This window comes from Shewanella sp. 11B5 (assembly GCF_002836795.1).
GTDB lineage: Bacteria > Pseudomonadota > Gammaproteobacteria > Enterobacterales > Shewanellaceae > Shewanella > Shewanella frigidimarina.
In genome coordinates, this window is the sequence record NZ_PJAP01000535.1 from 1 (window position 1) to 5444 (window position 5444).

Annotated in this window: 3 protein-coding genes; all 3 read left to right on the forward strand. The window is 40.4% G+C overall.

The genetic code is table 11. From position 1 onward, the window contains the following. On the forward strand, positions 1-1308 hold a 1308-nt coding region (locus tag CXF78_RS12610), incomplete at its 5' end, for a TolC family protein (RefSeq protein WP_102036989.1). Next, complete coding sequence (locus CXF78_RS12615; protein WP_102036990.1) at positions 1305-2843, forward strand: efflux RND transporter periplasmic adaptor subunit; 1539 nt, start codon at positions 1305-1307, stop codon at positions 2841-2843. The genes CXF78_RS12610 and CXF78_RS12615, both read left to right, overlap by 4 nt. Positions 2844-2845: 2 nt before the next feature. Further along, positions 2846-5444, forward strand: a 2599-nt coding sequence (locus CXF78_RS12620) for an efflux RND transporter permease subunit (RefSeq protein WP_102036991.1), incomplete at its 3' end; no start/stop codon positions are given.

Here is a 5444-nt window from a genome sequence, read left to right on the forward strand (position 1 = left end):
GAAGCAGTTTATCTCTCTCAATCAAACGATCCCTGGTTAGTCAGTAATCAATTTCAACAAGATGCTATTAAATCTGAGAGTATCGCGGCAGGAACTTTACCAGATCCAAAAATCAGTGTTGGTTTAGCTAATTTGTCCATAAACACTTTTGATTTTGGACAAGAAGCAATGACTCAAATGAAAATTGGTGTCACTCAAATGTTTCCCCGTGGGGATAGCTTAAGTTTACGCCAACAACAACTTGAGTTAACGGCTGAACAATATCCTTTCTTAAGACAAGATAGACGAGCAAAGTTAAGTGTCACCACAGCTCAAATTTGGTTTGATGTATATAAAGCGCAAGAGAGCATTGCACTGATTGAGCGCAATCGGAACTTATTTGAACAACTATCAGATGTTGTTAAAGCTGGGTATTCATCTGCTTTAGTTAAATCTAATCAGCAGGATATTATTCGTGCTCAGTTAGAGGTGACCCGTCTTGAAGATAAGCTGACCGTTTTGGCCCAGCAAGAAGATATGTTTAAACAGAAATTATCTGAATGGGTTGGTAAGGCATTTGTTGATGAATATCGAATAGGTCATGAACAAGATTATGAGCTGTTATTTTCGACGTTTACCGTCCCTAATATACTTCCTCAAATTAAACTAACGAATCCTAATCTTTATTTCGATGAGGAAAAAAGCCAACATTACCAACAGTCTCTGTATGAAGCGTTCTCTGTTCATCCACTCATTTCAGCATTGGAGCAAAGAATTGAGTCAAGCCGAAAAGGTGTCGAGTTAAAAAAGCAATTGTATAAGCCAGAATGGGGTGTAAATGCTGGATACAGTTATCGAGGCAATGATCCTATGGGTAATTCTCGCGATGATTTGCTATCAATTGGTGTGAGTTTTGATTTACCAATATTTACTTCGTCAAAACAAGACAAGCAAGTTCAAGCCGCTATTTATCAATCGGAATCAATTAAAACGGAAAAGTGGTTACTGCTTCGAAACATGATGGCGTCATACGGTACTGCGAAAGCGCAACTTCTTAAATTGGAACAACGTCAGACACTCTATAACGATTTTTTATTACCTCAAATGCAAGATCAAGCAGATGCGTCGCTAACGGCTTACACAAATGATAAGGGTGATTTCGCTGAAGTCGTACGTTCCCTCATTGCTCAATTAAATACTCAATTAGATGCTTTGGCCATTAACGTTGATTTACAGAAAGTTAAAGTTCAATTGAACTATTTTTTTACCCCTAAAGTGGGCCCAGTTAGCATCTCACATAAATCTTATGTTGATGGAGAAGTAAAATGAACAGCAATTTGAAAATGATCAGCATATTAGTTATCGGTATTCTTACTGGTATTAGTGCATCAATCCTATATACACCACAGAATCAAGTAGTTTCAGAGGACAAAGCAAAAGCTAAGCCATCATATTGGGTCGCACCTATGAATCCTAATTTTCGTAGCGATAAACCCGGGAAATCACCCATGGGTATGGACATGATACCAGTGTACGAAGATGCAGCTGGCTCGACAGATTTTGGACCGGGTGCAATTTCAATTTCACCCGCTGTGATTAATAAACTGGGTGTTCGCACAACTCAAGTCACTTTAGGAACACTACAAAATAATATTAAAACAGTGGGTTATGTCCAGTATGATCAAGACCACCTTATTCATATTAATCCAAGAGTTGAAGGATGGATTGAAGAACTTTATGTCAAAGCTTCTGGTGATCCGGTCGTTAAAGGGCAACCAATATATTCAATTTACTCTCCAGCTTTAGTTAATGCACAAGAGGAAATGTTATTAGCTTTAAATCGAAAAGATCAGCGTTTGATTACTGCATCTGAAGAACGATTGAAAGCGCTATTAATACCAAACGCGGAGATTAAAGCGCTACGTAAGAATAGAACGGTCAAACAAAATATTACATTTTATGCCCCTCAAAGTGGTGTTATTGATAATTTGAATATACGGGAAGGATCGTTTGTTAAACCGGGTATGACAATGTTTTCAATTGCTTCATTATCACAAGTATGGGTCGAAGCCGAGGTTTTTGAACGCCAAGCTAATATGGTTAAAGTTGGCCAAGCTGTTGAAATGAAATTAGATTACCTGCCTGGTCAATTTTGGCAGGGCAAAGTAGATTACGTCTATCCGACATTAGACAGTAAAACAAGAACGCTAAAAGTGAGATTGCGTTTCGATAATACCAATGCGGCATTAAAGCCAAATATGTTTGCACAAGTGTCGATAAAAACACGAAGTGAAGAGGACGTATTACTGTTACCAAGGGAGGCAGTTATTAGAACAGGAAACTCTGATCGAGTTGTACTTGCCCTCGGTGAAGGTAAATATAAATCTGTAGCGGTAACGTTAGGGCGATTAGATGGTGACAGCATTCAAATAGAATCAGGGCTGTACGAGGGAGATATTGTAGTCTCGTCTGCACAATTTTTATTGGATTCTGAATCAAATAAAACCTCTGATCTTAAACGTATGACAGCACCAGAAGATGAGCAAGAAAATATTCAAGCCATCACATCAGAAACCGCTTGGGTAGAAGCAAAAGTAAATAGTTTAATGGCTGCACATCGAATGATTAATGTGGACCATCAAGCTGTCAGTGAATGGGAATGGCCACAAATGACCATGGACTTTACTGTTGATGACAGTGTGGATTTCTCTGTATTTACCGTTGGTGCTGTGCTTCATATTGAATTAGAAAAAACATCAGATGGCGCGGTCAAAGTGGTAAATATACACAATCCCAAAACCACGGATGATGTTTCTAACACAACACATCAAGCTGATCATTCAGGAATGGAGTTGGGAGAATAGTCATGATTGAATCAATTATACGTTGGTCTGTTGCGAACAGATTTTTTGTCTTGCTTGCCAGTGCCATTCTCGTCGGCGCGGGTTTATTTTCTCTTAAAAATACCCCTATTGATGCTTTGCCTGATTTATCTGACGTTCAGGTAATCATTAAAACAAGTTATCCAGGTCAAGCCCCTCAAGTGGTTGAAGATCAAGTCACTTATCCATTGACGACGGCTATGCTGTCTGTGCCAGGAGCAGTAACGGTCAGGGGCTTCTCATTTTTTGGTGATTCATATGTCTATGTCATCTTCGATGAAGAAACCGATTTATATTGGGCTCGTAGTCGTGTGTTGGAGTACCTCAGTCAAGTCGTTTCAACGTTACCGGATAATGCAAAACCTCAATTAGGCCCTGATGCAACAGGAGTGGGCTGGGTATATTTATATGCACTCGTCGATAGAACAGGTAAGCACGATATTAGTGAGTTACGCAGTCTACAGGACTGGTTTTTAAAGTATGAATTACAAACTGTCCCAGGCGTGTCTGAAGTGAGTGCTCTAGGTGGGATGGTCAAACAGTATCAGATTAAGGTAGACCCTGATAAATTGCGTGCCTTTGGAATACCTTTAACGGCTATTCAAATGGCGATTAACCGCGGTAATCAAGAGATTGGTGCCTCAGTTGTCGAAATCGCTGAAGCAGAATATATGGTTCGCACAACAGGGTATCTTGAGAATAAGGAAGATATAGGCAATATCCCTTTAGGCGTTAACAATAATGGCACCCCATTACTGTTAAAAGATGTTGCGGATATAGGGACTGGACCGCAAATGCGCCGAGGTGTAGTCGATCTCAATGGTGAAGGTGAGACGGTTGGCGGCATTATTGTGATGCGATTTGGTGAAAATGCACAAAAGACTATTGATGGCGTTAAAGCTAAATTAGAGACATTGAAGAAAGGCCTTCCTGAGGGCGTGGAAGTGGTGACCGTTTACGATCGCAGTGGTTTGATTGAGAGAGCCGTATCAAACTTAGGGTTTAAACTGTTAGAGGAATTTTTAGTCGTTGCTTTAGTCTGTATGGTCTTTTTGGCGCATGTAAGATCTTCGCTTGTGGCGATCGTTAGTTTGCCTGTAGGGATTCTAAGCGCTTTTACTATCATGCACTTGCAGGGTTTAAATGCCAATATCATGTCTTTAGGTGGTATTGCTATTGCAATTGGTGCCATGGTCGATGGTGCCATCGTCATGATTGAAAATATGCATAAACATATGGAACGAACGCCATTGACGCCTGAAAACCGTTGGCAGATCGTTGCGCGATCTGCCAGCGAAGTTGGCCCTGCATTATTTTTTAGTCTACTGATTATTACTGTTAGTTTTTTACCGGTATTTACCCTCGAAGCACAGGAGGGAAGGATGTTTTCACCACTTGCATTTACTAAAACTTACGCAATGGCTGCATCGGCAGCGTTAGCTATTACCTTAGTACCAGTGCTAATGGGATACTTTATTCGGGGAAAAGTGCTTCCTGAACACAAAAACCCCGTTAATCGATTGTTAACTGCTGTATATATGCCAGTGTTGAAAAAAGTACTGGCTTTCCCGAAGATAACCCTCCTATTTGCGTTATTTGTGTTGGCAATTGGTGTGTGGCCGCTAAATAAAATTGGTAGTGAGTTTATGCCTCCATTAGATGAAGGCGATCTAATGTATATGCCGACCACTTACCCTGGTATTTCTATTGGTAAAGCTCGCCAATTAGTGCAACAAATGGATAAGTTAATTTACACAGTACCCGAGGTTAAAACCGTATTTGGCAAGGTTGGCCGAGCAGACTCTGCAACGGATCCTGCACCTCTAACAATGGTGGAAACGTTTATTCAGCTTAAGCCCAAAAGTGAGTGGAGAGAAGGCCTGACGACTGAGAGTTTAAAACAAGAATTAGACTCATTAGTAAAGTTACCCGGTGTGACGAACGCATGGGTAATGCCAATTAAAACCCGAATTGACATGTTAGCGACAGGGATCAAAACGCCTGTAGGCATTAAAATTGCTGGCCCTAGTCTCAATGAAATTGAGCAAATAGGTAAACAATTAGAGGAAATCCTAAAAAATGTTGAAGGGACTGCGTCAGTTTATGCTGAGAGGGTTGCAGGTGGTCGATATATCAAAGTTGATATCCAAAGGGAAAATGCAGCCCGGTATGGTTTAAATATAGCGGATGTTCAACAAGTTGTGGCTACAGCGATCGGTGGTATGAATATTTCACAAACAGTTGAAGGCTTAGAACGATATCCAATTAATTTACGCTATCCTCAGGATTATCGAAATTCTCCTGAAGCATTAGCTTTATTGCCTATCGTCACTCCGCAAGGTTTGAGGATTTCTTTAGGGGATGTAGCGGATATCGTTATCGAAAATGGACCACCAGGCATTAAAAGTGAAAATGCTCGCCTTAATGGTTGGGCTTATATCGATATTGAAGATGTCGATATCGGTAGTTATGTTGAAATAGCCCAAAAAGTTGTGAATGATAAATTGGTATTACCTGCCGGTTACTCTATTACCTGGGCTGGTCAATATGAGTATATGGAAAGAGCTAAAGCGAAGCTTACTT

What these genes read in the sequence shown, in the direction of transcription:
- CXF78_RS12615 (WP_102036990.1), top strand. Translation starts at nt 1,305, where the DNA reads ATGAACAGCAATTTGAAAATGATCAGCATATTAGTTATCGGTATTCTT.